General features: G+C 64.3%; 20 protein-coding genes. 8 read left to right on the top strand and 12 right to left on the bottom strand.

Features of this window, described 5'->3' with window-relative positions; translation table 11 throughout:
* The first annotated feature begins 79 nt into the window (after positions 1 to 79).
* Positions 80 to 994, top strand: coding sequence for an N-acetylmuramoyl-L-alanine amidase-like domain-containing protein (locus LSQ66_RS09715; protein ID WP_231769576.1), 915 nt, complete (start codon positions 80 to 82; stop codon positions 992 to 994).
* 1 nt (position 995) lies between these two features.
* Here the strand turns inward: LSQ66_RS09715 and LSQ66_RS09710 are convergent, their stop codons facing one another.
* The 9 genes from LSQ66_RS09710 to LSQ66_RS09675 all read right to left on the bottom strand — a co-directional run bounded on the left by LSQ66_RS09710 (position 996) and on the right by LSQ66_RS09675 (position 8039).
* Positions 996 to 1460, bottom strand: a complete 465-nt coding sequence (locus LSQ66_RS09710; protein WP_231769575.1) for an STY0301 family protein — start codon at positions 1458 to 1460, stop codon at positions 996 to 998.
* Positions 1457 to 1912 carry a BPSL0067 family protein gene (locus LSQ66_RS24800; protein ID WP_407659597.1) on the bottom strand — a complete coding sequence of 152 codons (456 nt, stop codon included), beginning with the start codon at positions 1910 to 1912 and terminating at the stop codon, positions 1457 to 1459. The genes LSQ66_RS09710 and LSQ66_RS24800 overlap by 4 nt, the downstream gene beginning before the upstream one ends.
* A gap of 11 nt (positions 1913 to 1923) precedes the next feature.
* Positions 1924 to 2415, bottom strand: a complete 492-nt coding sequence (locus LSQ66_RS09705; RefSeq protein WP_231769574.1) for an Hcp family type VI secretion system effector — start codon at positions 2413 to 2415, stop codon at positions 1924 to 1926.
* A gap of 99 nt (positions 2416 to 2514) precedes the next feature.
* A complete protein-coding gene (locus tag LSQ66_RS09700) occupies positions 2515 to 3126 on the bottom strand; it encodes a TMEM175 family protein (protein ID WP_231769573.1) in 612 nt (203 codons plus the stop codon).
* A 15-nt stretch (positions 3127 to 3141) separates the two neighbouring features.
* Positions 3142 to 3522, bottom strand: coding sequence for a DUF7079 family protein (locus LSQ66_RS09695; protein ID WP_231769572.1), 381 nt, complete (start codon positions 3520 to 3522; stop codon positions 3142 to 3144).
* A gap of 5 nt (positions 3523 to 3527) precedes the next feature.
* Positions 3528 to 4199 (bottom strand): YoaK family protein, encoded by a 672-nt coding sequence (locus LSQ66_RS09690; RefSeq protein ID WP_231769571.1) that lies wholly within the window; start codon positions 4197 to 4199, stop codon positions 3528 to 3530.
* A complete protein-coding gene (locus LSQ66_RS09685; protein WP_231769570.1) occupies positions 4200 to 6191 on the bottom strand; it encodes an MHYT domain-containing protein in 1992 nt (663 codons plus the stop codon).
* A gap of 68 nt (positions 6192 to 6259) precedes the next feature.
* On the bottom strand, positions 6260 to 7657 hold the full coding sequence (locus tag LSQ66_RS09680) for an amino acid permease (protein WP_269449166.1): 1398 nt from the start codon (positions 7655 to 7657) through the stop codon (positions 6260 to 6262).
* A gap of 160 nt (positions 7658 to 7817) precedes the next feature.
* Positions 7818 to 8039: a hypothetical protein gene (locus LSQ66_RS09675; RefSeq protein ID WP_231769569.1), complete on the bottom strand. Its 222-nt coding sequence runs from the start codon at positions 8037 to 8039 to the stop codon at positions 7818 to 7820.
* Between the two features lie 220 nt (positions 8040 to 8259).
* Between LSQ66_RS09675 and LSQ66_RS09670 the strand changes: the two genes are divergently transcribed.
* Together LSQ66_RS09670 and LSQ66_RS09665 are read left to right on the top strand one after the other, a co-directional pair.
* Positions 8260 to 9045, top strand: a complete 786-nt coding sequence (locus tag LSQ66_RS09670; RefSeq protein ID WP_231769568.1) for a Crp/Fnr family transcriptional regulator — start codon at positions 8260 to 8262, stop codon at positions 9043 to 9045.
* A gap of 40 nt (positions 9046 to 9085) precedes the next feature.
* Positions 9086 to 9784: a hypothetical protein gene (locus LSQ66_RS09665; protein ID WP_231769567.1), complete on the top strand. Its 699-nt coding sequence runs from the start codon at positions 9086 to 9088 to the stop codon at positions 9782 to 9784.
* Here LSQ66_RS09665 and LSQ66_RS09660 read toward each other — a convergent pair.
* The 3 genes from LSQ66_RS09660 to LSQ66_RS09650 form a co-directional block, all read right to left on the bottom strand.
* Positions 9781 to 11529, bottom strand: a complete 1749-nt coding sequence (locus tag LSQ66_RS09660) for a cation:proton antiporter domain-containing protein (protein WP_231769566.1) — start codon at positions 11527 to 11529, stop codon at positions 9781 to 9783. The genes LSQ66_RS09665 and LSQ66_RS09660 overlap by 4 nt on opposite strands.
* A gap of 70 nt (positions 11530 to 11599) precedes the next feature.
* Entirely contained in the window at positions 11600 to 12190 is a 591-nt protein-coding gene (locus LSQ66_RS09655) for a hemerythrin domain-containing protein (RefSeq protein WP_231769565.1), read from the bottom strand.
* A 97-nt stretch (positions 12191 to 12287) separates the two neighbouring features.
* The gene (locus tag LSQ66_RS09650; RefSeq protein WP_231769564.1) at positions 12288 to 13637 is read right to left on the bottom strand and encodes an MFS transporter; all 1350 of its coding nucleotides are present in this window, start codon (positions 13635 to 13637) and stop codon (positions 12288 to 12290) included.
* A gap of 125 nt (positions 13638 to 13762) precedes the next feature.
* Here LSQ66_RS09650 and cyoA point away from each other — a divergent pair, with 125 nt between their 5' ends.
* Genes cyoA through LSQ66_RS09625 form a run of 5 tightly spaced genes read left to right on the top strand, consistent with a single transcriptional unit; the run spans position 13763 to position 18595 of the window.
* The gene (gene cyoA / locus LSQ66_RS09645; RefSeq protein WP_231769563.1) at positions 13763 to 14806 is read left to right on the top strand and encodes a ubiquinol oxidase subunit II; all 1044 of its coding nucleotides are present in this window, start codon (positions 13763 to 13765) and stop codon (positions 14804 to 14806) included.
* 1 nt (position 14807) lies between these two features.
* Positions 14808 to 16814 (top strand): cytochrome o ubiquinol oxidase subunit I, encoded by a 2007-nt coding sequence (gene cyoB, locus LSQ66_RS09640; RefSeq protein ID WP_231769562.1) that lies wholly within the window; start codon positions 14808 to 14810, stop codon positions 16812 to 16814.
* Positions 16807 to 17424 carry a cytochrome o ubiquinol oxidase subunit III gene (cyoC, locus tag LSQ66_RS09635; protein WP_231769561.1) on the top strand — a complete coding sequence of 206 codons (618 nt, stop codon included), beginning with the start codon at positions 16807 to 16809 and terminating at the stop codon, positions 17422 to 17424. The genes cyoB and cyoC overlap by 8 nt, the downstream gene beginning before the upstream one ends.
* Positions 17421 to 17804, top strand: coding sequence for a cytochrome o ubiquinol oxidase subunit IV (cyoD, locus tag LSQ66_RS09630; RefSeq protein WP_231769560.1), 384 nt, complete (start codon positions 17421 to 17423; stop codon positions 17802 to 17804). Before cyoC ends, cyoD begins: the two co-directional genes overlap by 4 nt.
* Positions 17804 to 18595 carry an SURF1 family protein gene (locus LSQ66_RS09625; protein WP_231769559.1) on the top strand — a complete coding sequence of 264 codons (792 nt, stop codon included), beginning with the start codon at positions 17804 to 17806 and terminating at the stop codon, positions 18593 to 18595. Before cyoD ends, LSQ66_RS09625 begins: the two co-directional genes overlap by 1 nt.
* Position 18596: the final 1 nt, after the last annotated feature.

The following is an 18596-nucleotide window of genomic DNA, read 5'->3' as shown; positions in this document are numbered from 1 at the left end:
TATGGAGTCATGACAAAGAATCATTCGCGGTCACGCGCAAAACGCGCTAGCGTAAGCTTTTCCCTCTGAGAGTCCTGCAATGCGCCTGCTTCCCCTGCTGTTTGCCCTGTTGATGACCGGCTGTGCGACCGTATCTCCGCCATCCCAGCCCCTGAGCATGGAGCAGCTGCTGAAGAAGCCCCTGTACCAGATGACGCCGCAGGAAGCAGGCCGGTATATAAACCACATGCAGACCAGTGAGCCGGACCTGCGCAAGCGCATCGCCGCTATCGGCCGCCAGAACATCGGCCAGCCTTACGTGCTCAATCTGCTGGGCGAATTCCCCTTCCAGATCCACGACGAGCTGCCGATGTTCAGCCTGACGCACAGCGATTGTGTTGTATTTTCGGAACATACTTATGCCATGGCGCTATCGCGCAACTGGGAAGAATTTTTCTGGATGCTGCAGCGAATCCGCTACAAGGACGGCGTGGTCGGCGTGGCGACGCGCAACCACTACACGGAGCAGGACTGGAACATCAACAACGGCTGGCTGGTGACGGACATCAGCGCCAAGCTGGCGGGCGAGCGCACCGCCAGCTATCCGCTGACGGTGGACCGCACGCGCTTCCTGCGCACCCGCCACCACACGGAGGCAAGCTTCCCGGTCACCCAGAGCAATGAAGCCTATGTGCCGAAGGACTACGTGAAGAACGTGCTCTCTCAGCTGAACGACGGCGACTTCGTGAACGTGATCTCGACCCGCAACGGCGAGTACTGGGCCTCGCACGTCGGCCTGGTGGTGACGGCGCCGGACGGCAGCCGCAACTTCCTGAACTCCGCCGAGCCGAAGGTGCGCGAAGAGAGCTTCGACGCCTTCATGGAGCGCGTGGCGGCACGCGAAGCGCGCCAGGCGGCGGAAGGCAAGCCCGTGCAGAAGCTGGCAGGCTTCAAGTTCCTGCGCCTGAACGACACCATCGTCGTTCCTCCGGCGCTGCCGCAGCCTCGCCCGTGATTCACATGCAGCTAGCCTTGGCGGTCCAACTACTTGGGACCGCCGATTCGTGCTTGAGCTCGGTGAACCGCAGTACGCAGTAGGTGGCGGTGGGGGCGATCTGTTCCCACCATTCCACCAGACCTCGGTGGCGCAGTTCATGTGCGCTGCTTCGCTCTCCCCCATATTCGCATACCAGCCATTTGCTCTCATGTGGCTTGAACCGGTCTTCGGTTTCCCAGCCGCCGCGTATTCGTCTGGGGACGATCTGCATTGCGTCGAACCCATTTGGATCGGAATGAAGGGCGCCGATATGGATATAGGCGTTCGATAGCCTCCCGCTTCTGGCAAGGCCGCTTCCAGCGTGATTTGGCGGTAGCCCGGCGAGCTTAGTTGCCTGCTCCGGGTAAACCTGCGGGCACTCATATTCCTGCGCCGCAGCAGCTATCGGAAATAGAACCAGTACCCCGAGCAGGCCCCGCTTCATGGCACCAGCACCACGTAGAACTCGTCCGCCCGATTCGAGGGGACATACTTGTTGGGGTGTTCTGCTCTGAACCAATCAGGAAGTATGGCAAGGCCCCTAAGGCCTGGCGCTTTGTGCAGCCATTGATCGATCATCGAGAACACGCATGGCAGGCCATTAGACATGACTCTTCTTCCTTCAAACCTGTAGAACAGTCCGGCGTGCCAGCCTTGCTCATTCGGGAACACCCATCTCCCATCCCTGAGCTTGAAGTTGGCAATAACCGTACCTGCAAGGAGGTTGGGGGAATCCACTACTCTCGGGCCGCGGTGCCACCTGCTCGTGTGGCCCACGTCCGTAAGTACCTGAGGGAGTCTCGCACACTCTCCACTCGCGAGACTTGGCGTTTCCTGCTCCTTCCAATTGAGCAGCAAGGCCTCCAGATTGCCTTGATAGACGGCCGGGCGGGGCATGGCAGCTTCCTTCAAACGCACTTGAGACCAGCGCAGTCCCAACCACCGGACGTGTTCCCTGCCATTCCTCCCTGGATGCTCTGCTTGGTGTACTTCCATTTCATCTTCGAATATGCCAACTGCACCTGCTCGATGAGAATGCCGCCGTTGCCGCTTGCCGGGGTCACACCTGAAATCATGACGTTCTCAACTTCGACTTCATAGTACTTGATGGGCTGGCCGTTTCCGTCTGCCCGCATGAACTCGAACCTGGCTTTCGGAATGGTCTTGCCCATCGCGCAGGTCTGCTGCAAGAGAGGTGAGGACAGGTCTGCAAGTTTGCTGAACGAGATGTTGGACAGCTCGGCTCGGCCTACGGTCTGCCCGCCTGCGGTTGAAACGACCGACGCTCTCGGCTGATACACGCTCCAGGTGACATTCGATACCTCGATCCAGTCCCTGTGGCGTTCGTCGGTGGACTCGCCCTTGATTCCTTCGATGTGCAGATACGCGTCCAGCGCCATTTGTTCCTCCCGTGCAGGTTAAGCGGAGGAGCAATTGTCCCTCGGCACTGGAAGCCAGCTGTTGGTGTAGGTCAAATACCCGCGACTCCCCTGCGGGGCTCAGTTCGGGCCAGATTGAGACTCTTCCTGTTCGATTTCCTCGACCACCTTCTCCTCGATTCGGCGGTCGGGCACGAGCCACATCACGGCCACGCAGAAATAGACCAGGAATCCCAGCCACGCGACGAAGCAGGACAGCAGCACGCCAAGCAGGTAGAAGACGATCGACAGCTTCCCCTTGCGGTCGCCGCCGATAGCGTCCGCCAGCGTGGCGTTCCTGGGATGGTTGGCGATGAGCCCCCGCGCCAGCAGCGCGTACGCCACGGAGCACATGAACAGCACGAAGCCGTAGGCGATGGTGGGGCCGGTATGGAAGTGGTTCTCGCCCATCCACGCGGTCACGAAGGGAATCAGCGACAGCCAGAACAGAAGGTGCAGGTTGGCCCAGAGGACGCCCCCGCTGACCTCCTTCACCGCATGAATGAGATGATGGTGGTTGTTCCAGTAGATGCCGACGTAGATGAAGCTGAGCACATAGCTCATGAACACAGGCCACAGCGTGAGCAGGGCCCCGAAATCCGGGCTGTGCGGAACCTTAAGTTCCAGCACCATGATGGTGATGATGATGGCGATAACGCCGTCGCTGAAGGCTTCCAGCCGGTTCTTGCCCATGAATTCTCCGTTTGATTAATGATTGTCAGGGAGCCGCCGCGCAGCGGCGATGCCCGCCTTCGTCGCGCGCCATTCGAACGACAGCGGCACCGTGAGCCGCCCGGGATTGAGGAAGTGGAAGATGCCACGGGAACGGCTGCGGCGAAGTATTCTCTCCTGCAGCCACCCTTCGTCGAAACCCGCCCATTCGCCTGCGATGGACAACAGGTTCCCCGCGCAGACAGGATATACCTCGTTCACCAGTATCGATTCGAGTTCGCCGATCGAATAGGGCGATGCCGCCAGCTTTTCTACACGCGCTTCCCTGAATAGCGAAACATCCGTATCGAGAAACATGTCTGAAAGCGCCTCCCAGACGGGGCGGCGGTTTTCGACGTCATCTTCCGCGCTTCTCATTCCGGCTATCCCCGGCTGGTGAGCGCCAGCGCGGCGATGTGGCAGAGCGGCAGCAGGATGCACCAGAAACCGAACCGGGTGTAGCCAAAGGCGCCTGCGATGCAGCCCGCGAAGAAGCCCAGCAGGGGCCACAGGAATTTGGTGCAGCGCGCGCGGGTTTCGGCGTCCGCGTGGCCCAGCGCGATATCGACGGAGTCGATGGCGAACTGGGTCACGTTCCCCGTCATCATGGAAGTCGGCGCCAGTTGCGGCAGCAGCAGGCGGCTGCCTGCGCTGTGCGCACCCATGGCGGCTGTGCCCAGAAGGCCCGCTGTCATGGCCAGCGCGCCCGGCGCATCACCCACGGGCGTGGCCGCCACGCCGCACAGCATGAAGGCCAGAAGCAGCAGCGCTTCCAGCGCATAGGCTCGGCACAGCGCCGCAGCGGGCGCGAGGCTTGGCTGGCGCACCAGCAGGCGGAGCGCGACAATGCCCGCGATGAAAGCAGGGAAGGCGAGGAACTTGAGCAGGATGGCCGCCTGCGAGAAGTCCGCCAGCGTGGCGCCGATGAGCACGAAGTTGCCGGTGACGTGGGCGGTGAAAAGCCCGAACAGGGCGATGAAGCCGACGGTGTCGATAAAGCCTGCCGTGAAGGCGAGGTTGGCGCCGAGAAGCTGCGACTGTTTTTGATCCGCCATCTACTTGCCCGCTCCCGCGGCGCTTTCCCGGCGCAGCGCGCGTGCCACGGCTTGGCGCAGCAGGGCAGGCGTCACGGGCTTGACGAGGTAGTCGGTGAAGCCGTTGGCGAGCGCGCGGCTGCGGTCTTCGCGCCGCGCGAACGCCGAGAGGGCAATGGCGGGCAGGCTGGCCGCGGCGCCGTCTTCCAGCGCGCGCACGCGGCGTATCAGTTCGAAGCCGTCCATGCCCGGCATGCCGATGTCGCTGATCAGAAGATGCGGCCGGAATTCGGCCAGCATGTCCAGCGCTTCCAGCGGCTGGTGGGCGCAGAGGATGGTGGCCCCCGTCTGCGCCAGGATCTCGCGCACCAGCTCCAGCGAATCGGCTTCGTCGTCGAGCACAAGGATCTTGAGGCCTGCCAGGTCGGGCATGGGCGCGGATTCGGCCTTGTGGCCGGCGCCTTCGGCGGGGAAGCGGCTTACGTGCCAGTCCGGCAGGGGCGCCTGCTCGGGCAGCGTGAGGCTGAACGTGGCGCCCCGGCCTTCGCCCTGGCTCGTTACGCCGATGGTGCCGCCCTGCATTTCAACGAGCTGGCGCGCAATGGCGAGGCCCAGGCCAAGGCCGCCGTGGCGGCGCGTGGTGGAGGCATCCGCCTGGCGGAAGCGCTCGAAGACGAAGGGCAGGAAGTCGGCGCGGATGCCGATGCCCGTGTCGCGCACCTCGATGCCGATGCCGCGCCCTTCGCGGTACAGGCGCACGCAGACCATGCCGCCCGGTTCGGTGAACTTCACGGCGTTGGAGAGCAGGTTCCACATGACCTGCTGCATGCGGCTCGGGTCGCACAGTACCGGACCGGCGCGCTTGTCCAGGTCCACATCGAGGCGGATGCGCTTGGCCATGGCGGTGGGGCGGACGGTGTCCACCGCCGCGCCGATGAAGTCGCCCGGCCAGCAGGGCTTGAGCTGCAGGCGCACCTTGCCGGAGATGATCTTGCTCATTTCGAGCAGGTCGTCGATCAGCTGGGCCTGGGCGCGGGCGTTGCGCTCGATGGTCAGCACGCCCTTGCGCAGGCTGTCCTTGTCCTGCCCGTCCTGCTGCAGCAGCAGTTGCGACCAGCCCAGGATGGCGTTCAGCGGCGTGCGCAGTTCGTGCGACACGATGGCGAGGAATTCGTCCTTCAGGTGGCTCAGGCGCTCTGCCTCCACCCGCGCCTCCAGTTCGTGCAGGTAGAGGGCGCGCCGCTCTTCGGCGGTGGCGGCGGTGGCGGAAAGCTGCCGGTTGCGTGTTTCGAGCCGCGCATCGAAGATCGACACGAGGAGGGCCACGCTCAGCACGCAAACGGTTGCTACCGTGACCAGAATGGCGAGATGGTCCTGGTTCATGCCCGAACCCGCTGCCAGGCAGACGCTGCCTGCCGGGAAGTTGGCCGCCGCCATGCCGGTGTAGTGCATGCCGACGATGGCAAAGCCCATGATGACGGCAGCCGCGGCCTGGGCCAGGCGCGCGCCCGGCGCGCTCTCGCGCAGGCGGTTGCCGGTCCAGATGGCGCCAGCCGAGGCCACGATGGCGATGGCGATGGACGTGGCGAAGAGCAGGGGATCGTAGTCGATGACCGGCTGCATGTGCATGGCCGCCATGCCTGTGTAGTGCATGGCGGCGATGCCCAAGCCCATGAGGCCGGCACTGAAGAAGAGGCGCCGGGGACCGAGAGTCATGCCGTTCATCTGCTGCAGGGCCAGCGCGGAGACGACGATGGGGAGTAGCAGGGAGAGCAGCGTCAGCGCCATGTCGTAGCCGACGGGGATGGGCAGCTCGAAGGCGAGCATGCCGACGAAGTGCATGGCCCAGATGCCGCTGCCCATGGCGAAGGCGCCGCCGATGGTCCAGGCATGGACGGAGGAGCCGCTCGATTGCCGGACCCGGCCGGCCAGACTCAGCGCCGTGTAGGAGGCAAAGATCGCGACGGCGATCGAGATGAGGACCAGCGAAGGATCATAACGCCCAATTAGCATAGAACGACAAGCTCGTTAACATTGTCGGGCCAGGCAGCAGGTCCCCCGCAGGGGACCTGCGGTGTACATCAGGCTTTCTGGTTCAGCGCCGAATTGTGGCGCGCATAGCCAAAATATACCACCAGGCCGATCAACAGCCAGATACCGAAGGCAATCCAGGTGGTTTTGCTCAGGTAGGTCATCAGGGCCACGCAGAACACCACCGCCAGGGCAGGCACCACCGGCACGCCGGGGCAGCGGAAGGCGCGGTGCAGGTCCGGACGCTTCTTGCGCAGGATGACCACGGCCACGGACACCAGGCTGAAGGCGGCCAGGGTGCCGATATTGATGAGCTCAGCCAGCACGTTCAGCGGCACCATGGCGGCGATCAGGCCGAACACGATACCCACCACCCAGGTGGCGAAGAAAGGCGTGCTGTGCTTCGGATGGATGGTGGAGAGCTTGCGCGGCAGCAGGCCGTCGCGCGACATGGCGAAGATGACGCGGGTCTGGCCGTAGGTCATCACCAGGATCACGGTGGTCATGCCCAGGATGGCGCCCAGGTCCACAAAGCCCGCCACCCAGTTCTCGCCCGCATATTGCAGGGCCAGCGACACGGGGTGGTCGACGCCGAGGAATTTCTGGAAGGGCACGATGCCGGTCATGATGGCGGACACGAGCACGTAGAGGATGGCGCATACGGCCAGGGAGCCGATGATGCCGATAGGCAGGTCGCGCTCGGGACGCTTCACTTCCTCGGCTGCCGAGGTCACGGCGTCGAAGCCGATGAAGGCGAAGAAGACCAGGGCCGCCGCGCTCATCACGCCGCTGATGCCGAAGGGCATGAAGGGCTGCCAGTTGGCGGGCTGCACGTGGCGGAAGCCCACCAGGATGAAGAGCAGCACGACGGCAATCTTGATCGCCACCATGATGTTGTTCACGCGGGCGGATTCGCGCATGCCCCAGGAGAGCATGGCCGTCAGCACCAGCATGATGAGCAGGGCAGGCAGGTTGAACCAGGTTTCCACGCCCGGCACGGCGCCCGGGGCGGCCGTGAGCACGGTCGGCAGGGCGAGGCCAAAGCCGGAGAGCAGGGACTGGAAGTAGCCGGACCAGCCCACGGACACGGCGGAGGTGGCCAGGCCGTATTCCAGCATCAGGTCCCAGCCGATCATCCACGCGACGAGTTCGCCGAGGGTGGCGTAACTATAAGTGTAGATGGAGCCCGCTACCGGCACGGTGGAGGCGAATTCGGCGTAGCACAGCGCGGCGAAGGCGCAGGCCAGGGCGGCGATGACGAAGGAAATGCTGAGGGCGGGGCCGGCCGTCAGGGCGCCGGTGCCGGTCAGCACGAAAATGCCGGTGCCGACGATGGCGCCGATACCCATAAAGATAAGGTCCATGGGGCCGAGCACCTTTTTGAGGCCGCCCGGCGCGCGTCCTGCCGCCACCATGTCATCCAGGTTTTTTGTTCTGAAAATACTCACTATGTCTCCATTGATCCAGGGATAACGAGCCCTGGAAATGGCTTCATTTGTGGTGAGCATCGCCATGGGCTGCCGAATACTAGCACAGGCCCATGTGCTTTTGACCAGTTATTGCCCAGCTGGCTTTGTATCGTAGTTTTGCTGCCAACGCAGCAGGGGATCAGTGCAGGAGGCGGTTGCGCTTGTAGTCGAAATAGCGTACCGGCTGGCGCAGGCGGTGGGCCAGCTCCGCGCGGTCCAGGCGGGCCTGCACCAGGCGGTGCCAGGCGTCGGCCCAGCGCAGGGCGACAACGGTCTCCTCCGGCGAACTGGCGGCGAGCGTCCGCTCGACAGCGGCTTTCTGGCGTTGCAGAGCGTAGGAGACTTGCGCGAATTCGTTCATGGGTTGACTCGGAGAAAGTTTTTAAGGACCTTGCCCTTGGGAAGTTCCATTGTCTCCGATCTGCCCATCTTTATATGTGCGCCAGTTCACGTAGGACAGAGATTACATGCCGCTATGTTCCTGTACTACACAAGGGGCTGGCCTGCTCCGATACTGCTGTGCAAGCCGACGCAATACAGTAAGGCTAACAAAAGAACAATTCATTGCAAAGGTGAGCATTATGCAAAACGCAGAATTCGTCGAAAGCCGTCCGAGCCCAGCCAGGGCGGTGCTGCCCCAGCCGCGCAAGGCGGCGCCCGCCGTGAGCATTATCGGCGCCCAGCAGAACGAGCTGCTGCGGGCCCTGCCGCGCCAGGACCTGGAGCGCCTGTTCCTCGACCTGGAACTGGTGTCCCTCCCGGTCGGCAAGCACCTGTACGACTTCGGCGAGAAGATCGAGTACACCTATTTCCCCACCAATGCCATCGTGTCGCTCCAGTATGTGACGGAAGAAGGGGCGACCACGGAGATCGCCATGGTGGGCCACGAAGGCGTGGTGGGCGTGACCATGTACAAGGGCGAGCGCGCCAGCAATACCGCCGTGGTGCAGTCGGCGGGCTACGGCTACCGCCTGAGGACCGAAACGCTGCGCGACATGTTCAACGAAGGCGGCGTGCTGGCGCACCAGCTCATGCGCTATACCAGCTCACTCTTCGCCCAGCTGGCGCAGAACGTCGTGAGCAGCCGCCACGCCAGCATCGAGCAGCGCCTGTCGCGCTGGCTGCTGGAGCGCCTGGACCGCTCGCCGTCCGACCAGCTGAAGGTGACGCAGGAGCTCATCGCCAACCTGCTGGGCGTGCGCCGCGAGAGCATTACCGCGGCAGCGGGCAAGCTGCAGGCGGAAGGGCTGATCCAGTGCCGCCGTGGCGTCGTGCATATCCTGGACCGCGCAGGCCTGGAGCGCAGCGCCGGCCACGGCTATTTCGCCGCCCGCGCCATCTTCCCGGACTCGCTGCAGACCCACTAAGCCCGCGCCACGAATTCCCGCAACGCAGTATGTTTCGGGAATGGAATCCTATGATGAATCGACACATCAGGCTGCCGGTCCCTACAGCGGCCTGTCGCCGCGCGTGCTGTGGGTGATCGGCATTGCGATTGCCGGTTTCCTGGTGTGGGCGGGCATGCATGTGGCGAGGTCCATTGCCACCAGCCGCCAGATCGAGCGGGTGGAGCGGGTGGTGGCGCGGCAGGGGCCGCCCGCAGTCAAACCCCCGGCGGCGCAGTCCGCCGCTCCTGCCGCGGCAGCAGCACCGGCGCCTTCGGCCCATGCGCCCGCGAAGACCCCTCCAGCCGCCGCCCCTCCTGCTGCCACTGTTCCTCCGCTGGCCGTTGCGCTGGCGGGAGCGCAACCGCCGGCCAAGGATGCGGTTCCGGCCGAGGCGACCGCCGCCAGCAAGCCAGCGGCCGCTTACGACAGCAGCGGCTGGAGCGGCGACGATGCGGATATTGCGGAAAGCAGCGGCGGCAGCGTGGACGCGGAATCGGGCGCCGACATGGAGAGCCGTCCCGAGCGGCGGCGTGCCACGCCGGCGGTGCAGCGCAGGGAAGCGCCTGCGGCCGCCACCGAATCCTATAACAGCAACCTGTTCAGCCGCTGCCCGCGGCCGGGCGTGCCGGGCGCCGTGGAGTGCAGGCGCGCCGTGTGCGCCGGAGCGGCGCGCAGGGCGCCGTCCTGCAAGTACTACCAGGACGGGCAGATGGACTAGGAAGCCTTCTGCTCGAAGGCGGCAATCAGCTCGTCGCGCTGGGCCTCGACCAGGTCCTGCGCGGCGCTGTCCGGCACGCCCGACGCTTCCAGCACGAAGGCGGCCAGCTGCAGGCCTGTCTCGAAGGTTTCGGGAATGACCTGGCGGGCGCCTGCCGTTTTCAGCATCACCGCATGGCGCGGGTCGCGGGCGCGCGCAAAGACGGGCACGCCGGGGCAGATCTGGCGGATGCGCTGGGCGGCATGCACGGCGGACGGCGGATTGTCCATCGTCAGCACCACGGCGGCGGCATGCCGCGCGTTCACCACCGCGAGCAATTCAGGCATGGACGCGTCGCCCGAATACACGGGATGCCCGGCCTTGGCCAGGGTGCCCACCAGCTGGTAGTCCTGCTCCAGGGCGACGAAGGGAATGCCCTGCTGCGAGAGTACCTTGCCGATCAGCTGCCCGATCCTGCCATAGCCTGCGATCACCACGTGTTCCGTCATGCCGGAAGGCGGCAGCGCGGCAGGCGGCTCGCTCGGGCGCGGCATGCGCTGGTCCACCCATTTGCCGCCGAGGGTGCCGAGGCGGGCCACGGCGGGCGAGAGGAACATGCTCAGGCTGACCACCGTCACCATGAACTGGCTGACGGGCGCTTCCAGCACGCCCGTGGCGACTGCATAGCCGAGGACGATGAACGCGAACTCGCCGCCCTGGCCGAGCAGGACGCCGCCTTCGATGGAGCGCCCCCAGGACATGCCCCCTGCGCGCAGAATGCCCATCGCCACGGCAGCCTTGATCAGCAGCAGGCCGAGCACCGACAGCGGCAGCCATAGCGGATTGAGCAGAATCTCGCGCAGGTCCACCTGCATGCCGACGGATACGAAGAACAGCCCCATCAGCAGGCCCTTGAAGGGCTCGATCAGCACTTCCACCTCGAAGCGGTATTCGGTATCGGCCAGCAGCAGTCCGGCCAGCAGTGCGCCCAGGGCCATGGACAGGCCTGCGAGGGCGGTCACACCGGCCACGCCCAGTGTCAGCAGCAAGGTCAGGGCGAGGAAGCTTTCGGGATGCTGGCGGGTGGCCAGCCGCGCATACAGCGGCGGCACAAGCCGCCCGCCGAGGAAATACAGCGCGAGGATGGTGATGGCGCCCTTGAGCAAGGCAAGACCGATGGCGGCAAAGATGCCCAGGCCCGCGCCGTGGCCGAGCAGCGGCAGCATGATCAGCAGGGGCACAACGGCCAGGTCCTGCATCATGAGGATGGAGAAGCTCGCCTTGCCCAGGGTGGAGCCCAGCTCGTGCCGGTTGCTCAGCAACTGCATGACGATGGCGGTGGACGACAGGGCCAGGGTGAGGCCCACGACCAGCGCGGCGCCTGTAGGGTTGCCGAAAAGATAGGCGAGGGCGCCGAGGAAGGCTGCGGTCACGCCGAGCTGGGCCAGGCCCGCCCCGAACACCCAGCGGCGCCAGGACCAGAGGCGGGCGGGCGAGAGCTCCAGGCCGATCATGAACATCATGAACAGGATGCCCAGTTCGCCGATGGCCGCCACGCTGTCGCGGCTGCCGATGGTTACATAGGCGAGCCAGGGAAACTGGTCCGCCAGCAGCACCAGCCCGTTGGGGCCCACCGCAAGACCGGCCGCGAGAAAGCCCAGCACCTGGTTGATGCGGAAGCGCTGCAGCAGCGGCACGAGCACGCCCGCCATCAGCAGAAAGATCAGGATTTCCCGCAGATGGGGCACGGCGCTATGGGCTTCCACTCGTTATTGTCCAGTCGATGTCGATGGCAGGACGATATCACAGCGGTGCCCCCCGGCGGGCCTGGCCGTATCAGGCGGAGGCGGCGGCGGGGCGGCGGGAGAAGAGCTTGGCGGCCACGACGACCCCGGCCAAGCCTGCCACCACTGCTGCCGTGCTGCCGGAGAAGCCCACTGCCGTGTTCTTCGCAATCGACCCGGCCTTCGGCGCCACCAGCTGCATGCGGCGGCGCGTCATCTCGGCGCCCAGCTCGTCGAGCCGGTCCTTGCCCAGCATGCGCTCGGCTTCGGGCAGCAGCACCGTCTCTTCATCGGCCACGTGGTGCATCACGTCGCGCATGAGCTCGTTGATGAGCTCGTCGTGGCGCCGGGTCGTGGGATCGGCCGCGCGCAGCTCGGCGATGACGCGGCGCATTTCGTTGTGCTCGGGAACGGATTTCTGGATCGTCGGCTCCTGCCCGTTGAGGTTGCGGATCACGGGGTAGAAGACTTCTTCCTCCAGCGTGGCGTGGATTTCCAGCGCCGTGCAGATGGTTTCGGCCAGGGCTTTCTTCACCTTGGGGCGGGAAGTGGCGGTGTACTGGTGGAAGGTGACCAGCACGTGGGAATGGTCGAAGCGGATCATGTCCGTAATGGACGGGCTCAACTTGTTCAGAGAAAACATGGTCGCTCTCCTTTTCTTGAGCGTTCATGTTAGCCGCTGAAACAACTGCGCCGCGTAGGAACGCGGCGCAATTTTCTGTCAGCGCATGACTGAAATCCTAGTCGCGGATCTCCAGCGCGCGGTTGAGGCTGAGCGCGGCCAGGGAACCCACGGCGCCCGAGAGCAGGTAGAGGCTCACATAGCCCAGGCCGAAGTGGGCGGACAGGCCCAGCGCCACCAGCGGCGCGAAGGCGGCGCCCACGAGCCAGGCCAGGTCCGAAGTCAGGGCCGCACCGGTGTAGCGGTACTTGGCCTGGAAGTTGGCCGTCACCGCGCCTGCCGCCTGGCCGTAGGAAAGGCCCAGCAGGCAGAAGCCGATGAGGATGAAGATGTTCTGGCCCAGTTCACCGCCTTCCATCAGCGTGGGCACGAAGCCGCTGAACACTGCGATCATGATGGCCAGCGAACCAAGCGTGCGGCGGCGGCCGTACCGGTCCGCCACGAGGCCGGAGAGCACGATGGCGCCAATCGCCAGCACGGCGCCTCCCACTTCGAGCCACAGGAATTCTTCGATCGAGCGCGTGGAGTAGAGCGTGACCCAGGACAGCGGGAACACCGTGACCACGTGGAAGAGGGCGTAGCTGGCCAGTGCGGCGAGTGCGCCGATCAGCACATTGCGGCCCTGGCTGCGCGTGAGCTCCACCGGATTGGTGGGCTCCAGTTCGCGCTCGTCCAGCAGGCGCGAATACTCGGGCGTGGACACGAGGCGCAGGCGCGCGAACAGCGCCACTACGTTGATGGCGAAGGCGACGAAGAAGGGATAGCGCCAGCCCCAGTCCAGGAAGTCCAGCGTCGAGAGGGCGGAGAGCATATAGGCGAAGAGGCCCGCGGCCACGATGAAGCCCACCGGCGCGCCCAATTGGCCGAGCATCGCGTACCAGCCGCGCTTCTGCTGCGGGGCGTTCAGCGCGAGCAGGGAAGGCAGGCCGTCCCACGATCCGCCCAGCGCAATGCCCTGGCCGATGCGCAGCAGCGAGAGGAAGACGATGGAGGCCGCGCCCAGTTCCGCGTACGTCGGCAGGAAGGCCATGCCAACGGTGGAGCCGCCCAGCAGGAAGAGGGCGATGGTGAGCTTGGCCTCGCGCCCGAAGCGCTTCTGGATCGCCATCAGGGTCACGGTGCCGAAAGGCCTTGCAATAAATGCCAGTGCAAAAATGGCAAAGGAATACAGCGTTCCATCCAGCCTGTCCTGGAAGGGGAAGAAGATGGAGGGGAACACCAGCACGGAGGCGATGGCGTATACAAAGAAGTCGAAGTACTCGGAAGCGCGCCCGATCACGACGCCTACTGCGATCTCGCCGGGGGCGATCTGGCCATCGCGGGCGTTGACGTTGCGTGCGCCCTGGCTGGTTGGACTTGGCTGATAATCGGCGCTCATGTCGCCGCCAATGGAAGTCGGTGTGGCCATGTTTCTGTCTCTCTTTAAGTCGTTATTCCACGGGTCCCGCGGCCTGGGACAATGTGTCCAATTCCGCAAAGAAGCCCGTCCCGGTACAGTAGCACGATCTCCACCCTCTGTAGCGCACTTACTGCATGAAATATATGAAACATTGGCGCGGACTGTTGCTTCTTCCACTGGTGCTGCTGGCAGGCTGCAACACCGTGGTGCTCAATCCGGCGGGCGATATCGCCCAGCAGCAGGCGCACCTGGTCATCGTGGCCACCCTCCTGATGCTGCTTATCGTTGTCCCGGTCATTATCCTGACGCTGCTCTTCGCCTGGCGTTATCGTAAAAATAACACCGCCGCCAAGTACGATCCGGACTGGGACCATTCCACCAAGCTGGAACTGGTGATCTGGGGCGTGCCCCTGCTGCTGATTATCGTGCTCGGTGCGATCACCTGGATCAGCACCCACCTGCTCGATCCCTACCGTCCCCTCCAGCGCCTGGACGAGAACCGTCCCGTCGCCGCGGGCACCGCGCCCATGATCGTGGAAGTGGTGGCGCTGGACTGGAAATGGCTCTTCATCTATCCGGAGCAGGGCATCGCCACCGTCAACGAGCTGGTGACCCCCATCGACCGCCCGATCAAGTTCAAGATCTCGGCGTCGACCGTGATGAACGCTTTCTATATTCCTTCGCTGGCCGGGATGATCTACGCGATGCCGGGCATGGAAACCCAGCTGAACGCGGTGATGAACAAGGTTGGCGTGTACGACGGCTTCTCGTCCAACTACAGCGGCGCGGGCTTCTCGCACATGCGCTTCAAGTACCACGGCGTGACCCAGCAGGACTTCGACGAGTACGTGGCAAAAACCAAGGCTGCCGGCAGCGCGCTGACCCGCGCGGCCTATATGCAGCTGGAGAAGCCGAGCGAGCGCGAACCCGTGCGCCGCTACGCGGACGTGGACCATGACCTGTACGACGCCATCGTGAACCGCTGCGTCACGCCGGGCTCCGTCTGCATGAGCGAGCAGATGCACCATGACATGCGCCGCGTGTCCATCGACGCCGCCGCCAAGGCGCAGCAGGCCAAGGCTGGCGAAACCAATCTGGCGAAGCTGGATGCCGAAGTGTGCGTGACGCCTGCCGAAGGCCAGGCCGCCGCGCAGCCCACCATTTCAACGAAGAAGTAATATGCACGAGCCAACCGAAACTTCCACGAGCCTGCTGTTCGGCCGCCTTGGCTGGGAAGCGATTCCTTTCCATGAACCGATCCTGCTCTATACCTTTATCGCCGTGATGATCGGCGGCCTGGCCGTGCTGGGCGCCATCACCAAATTCAAGCTGTGGGGCCACCTGTGGCGCGACTGGATCTGCTCCATCGACCACAAGAAGATCGGCATCATGTACATCATCCTGGGCCTGGTGATGCTGCTGCGCGGCTTCGCCGACGCGCTGATGATGCGCGCCCAGCAGGCCATGTCCTTCGGCGACGCCACGGGCTTCCTGCCGCCGCACCACTACGACCAGATCTTCACCGCCCACGGCGTGATCATGATCTTCTTCGTGGCGATGCCGCTGGTGACGGGCTTCATGAACTACGTGGTGCCGCTGCAGATCGGCGCGCGCGACGTGGCTTTCCCCTTCCTGAACAATTTCTCCTTCTGGATGACGACCTTCGGCGCCGTGCTGGTGATGGCTTCCCTGTTCGTGGGCGAGTTCGCGCGCACGGGCTGGCTGGCCTATCCGCCGCTGTCGGGCATTCTCGCCAGTCCGGACGTGGGGGTGGACTACTACATCTGGTCATTGCAGATTGCGGGTGTCGGTACGCTGCTCTCGGGGATCAACCTGATTGTCACCATCGTGAAGATGCGCGCTCCGGGCATGGACCTGATGAAGATGCCCGTCTTCACCTGGACCGCCCTGTGCACCAACATCCTGATCGTGGCCGCCTTCCCCGTGCTGACCGCCGTGCTGGCCATGCTGGGCCTCGACCGCCTGTTCCACACCAACTTCTTCACGAACGACCTTGGCGGCAATGCCATGATGTACGTGAACCTGATCTGGATCTGGGGCCACCCGGAGGTCTACATCCTGGTGCTGCCGGTGTTCGGCATCTTCTCGGAAGTGGTTTCCACCTTTTCCAGCAAGCGCCTGTTCGGCTACACCTCCATGGTGTACGCGACGATGGTGATCACCATCCTGTCCTACCTCGTGTGGCTGCACCACTTCTTCACGATGGGTTCGGGAGCGAGCGTGAACTCCTTCTTCGGCATCACCACGATGATCATCTCGATCCCGACGGGCGCGAAGATCTTCAACTGGCTCTTCACCATGTACCATGGCCGCATCCGCTACGAGCTGCCAATGATGTGGACCGTGGCTTTCATGGTGACCTTCGTCATCGGCGGCATGACCGGCGTGATGCTGGCCGTGCCCCCGGCGGACTTCGTGCTGCACAACAGCCTGTTCCTGATCGCCCACTTCCACAACGTGATCATCGGCGGCGTGCTGTTCGGCCTCTTCGCGGGCATCAACTACTGGTGGCCCAAGGCTTTCGGCTACAAGCTCAATCAATTCTGGGGCAAGATCTCCTTCTGGTGCTGGGTGGTGGGCTTCTACCTCGCCTTCATGCCGCTGTACGTAATGGGCTTCATGGGCGTTACCCGCCGCATGAGCCACTTCGACGATCCGAACCTGTGGATCTGGCAGCAGATCGCCGCCGTCGGCGCGCTCACCATCGCGGCAGGTATCGGCGCCATGCTGATGCAGTTCTACGTGTCCGTGCGCGACCGCAAGAAGAACCTGGACGTGACGGGCGACCCATGGGGCGGCCGCACGCTGGAATGGTCCACGTCCTCGCCGCCGCCGGACTACAACTTTGCCTTCACCCCCGTGGTGCACGACAACGACACCTGGGCCGACATGAAAAAGAACGGCTATCAGCGCCCGCTCAAGGACTTCGTGGCCATCCACATGCCGAAGAACACCGGCGCCGGCTTCGTCATCGCCGCCCTGAGCGCGGTGCTGGGCTTCGCCATCATCTGGCATATGTGGCTGCTCACGGGCCTGAGCTTCGTGGCGATGATGGCCGCCATCATCATCCATACCTTCAACTACAAGCGCGACTACTACATTCCGGCGGAGCAGGTGACCGCCGTGGAAGAAAAGCGCACAAAACTGCTGGAAGCCCATGCCTGAAATGACTGCGACGACTGACCTGAGCTCGCGCTACTACGTGCGCGAGCACCATCCGGAGAACGGCACCCTGCTGGGGTTCTGGATTTACCTGATGAGCGACTGCCTTATCTTCGCCTGCCTCTTCGCGACCTACGCTGTCCTGGGCCGCAACTTCGCGGGCGCGCCTTCGGGCGCCGAGCTGTTCGACCTGCCGCTGGTGGCCCTGAATACGGCCTTCCTGCTGCTCTCGTCCATCACCTACGGCTTCGGCATGCTCTCCGCCTATGCGAAGAAGCAGCGCGCCGCCGTCGCCTGGCTGGTGATCACCGGCCTGCTGGGCGCGGCCTTCCTGGGCCTGGAACTGTACGAGTTTTCGCACCTGATCCATGAGGGCTACGGCCCGCAGCGCAGCGGCTTCCTGACTTCCTTCTTCGCCCTGGTGGGCACCCATGGCCTGCACGTGACCTTCGGCATCGTGTGGCTGGTGACCCTGCTGTTCCAGGTCGGGAAGCACGGCCTCACGCGCGAAAACCTGCGCCGCCTGATGTGCCTCTCCATGTTCTGGCACTTCCTGGACGTGGTCTGGATCGGCGTCTTCACCTTTGTCTACCTGATGGGAACCCTGCCATGAGCGAGCACCACGACCACCACGATCACGACGACGGCCACGATCACGGCAGCGTCAAGAGCTATGTGATCGGCTTCCTGCTGTCGGTGATCCTGACCGCCATTCCCTTCTGGCTGGTGATGAACCGCACGATGGACAGCGCCACCACCGCCATCGTGATCCTGGCCTTCGCCGCCGTGCAGATCGTGGTGCACATGATCTACTTCCTGCACATGAACGCGAAAGCGGAAGGAGGCTGGAACATGCTGGCCCTGATCTTCACCGTCGTCATCCTCGTGATTACGCTGTCCGGTTCCCTGTGGGTCATGTACCACATGAACAAGAACATGATGCCGGGACCGATGCCGGGCGCGCCCGCCCACCAGATGAACGGCATGAACTGATGCCGCAGGCATCGCCCGATGCGCCGCGCCGTCCGCCTTCCGCGGCGGCGCGGTTTTTCCTTGCGGCGCTCGCGCTGCTGCTGTTCTGCGTCTTCTCGGCCCTCGGCACCTGGCAGGTCAAGCGCCTGCAGTGGAAGCGGGCGCTGATCGCCCGTGTCGAGGAAAGGGTGAACGCGCCTGCCGTTCCGGCGCCGCCGCGCGCGCGCTGGCCTGGCATCACTGCGGCGTCGGACGAATACCGCCACGTGAGCGTGCGCGGCGCCTTCCTCTATGAGCAGACTGCGCGCGTGCAGGCCGTGACGGAGCTGGGCGCGGGCTTCTGGCTGCTCACGCCCATGTGCACGGAGGACGGCATCGTGTTCGTCAACCGCGGCTTCGTACCCGCAGGGCCTGCGCCCAGGCCGGCGCCGCCAGCTCCGGCGGACGCCTGCGCCAGGGCTGGCGAAGCCGTTGCCGTCACGGGCCTGCTGCGCATTGCGGAGCCGGGCGGCGGCTTCCTGCGCCAGAACGATCCGGCGAACGACCGCTGGTATTCGCGCGATGTGCAGGCCATTGCGGCCGCGCGCGGCCTGCGCGATGTGGCGCCGTTCTTCGTGGATGCGAAGGCGGGACAGGAGCCGGCCGGCGCGCCGGGCCAGCCCGTCGGGGGACTCACCGTCATTTCATTCCATAATAACCATCTGGGCTATGCTTTTACCTGGTACGCTCTTGCCGCGATGACGGCGGGCGCCTGGTTCTGGCAGCGCCGAACGATGGGGACAAGGAATGATCGGGATAATAGACCTGACTGAA

The sequence above is a fragment of the Massilia endophytica genome (assembly GCF_021165955.1).
GTDB classification, from domain to species: domain Bacteria; phylum Pseudomonadota; class Gammaproteobacteria; order Burkholderiales; family Burkholderiaceae_D; genus Rugamonas; species Rugamonas endophytica.
The sequence above is the reverse complement of the archived record's forward strand: the minus strand, read 5'-3'. Positions and strand labels throughout refer to the sequence as shown.